Origin of the sequence: Arthrobacter sp. SAFR-044, assembly GCF_051965175.1 — a bacterium.
Classification (GTDB): Bacteria; Actinomycetota; Actinomycetes; order Actinomycetales; family Micrococcaceae; genus Arthrobacter.
The window spans coordinates 1-554 of record NZ_JBQCMK010000040.1; the positions used below are offsets into that span (position 1 = coordinate 1).

The 554-nt window shown below is 61.7% G+C and carries 1 protein-coding gene; it reads right to left on the minus strand.

Going from position 1 to position 554, the window contains the following annotated elements; all coding sequences use genetic code 11:
- Positions 1-17: 17 nt before the first annotated feature.
- Positions 18-554 (minus strand): enolase C-terminal domain-like protein (locus ACTHQS_RS21045; RefSeq protein WP_440172320.1); only part of this gene is annotated, 537 nt, incomplete at its 5' end.

Sequence of the window (554 nt, forward strand, 5' to 3'; positions counted from 1 at the left end):
GTTTTACCAGTCATGCCTCACCAGTCATGCACGGTGCCGTCGACGAGGCGGTTGTAGGGCAGGTAGGCCTGCTGGTACGGGTAGGCTGCGGCGGCTTCTTCGTTGAATTCGACGCCGATCCCGGGCTTGTCGCCCGGGTGCAGGTACCCGTCCACGAACGTCATGGACTGCTCGAAGACCTCGTTGGTCTTATCCGAGTGCTGCATGTACTCCTGGATCCCGTAATTATGGATCGCCAACCCCACATGCAGCTGCGCCGCGAACCCCACCGGGGAAATATCCGTCGGCCCGTGGAAACCGGACTTGATCTGGTACTGCGCCGCGAAATCCATCACCTTCTTCAGAGGGCTGATCCCGCCGAAGTGCGTGGACGCGGCCCGCACGTAGTCGATCAGCTGTTCCTTGATCAGCGTCTGGTAATCCCACACCGTGTTGAAGATCTCCCCGATCGCCAGCGGCGTCGTGGTGTGCTGCCGCACCAGGCGCAGCCCCTCCTGGTTCTCCGCCGGCGTGCAGTCCTCCAGCCAGAACAAGTCATACGGCTCCAACGCCTT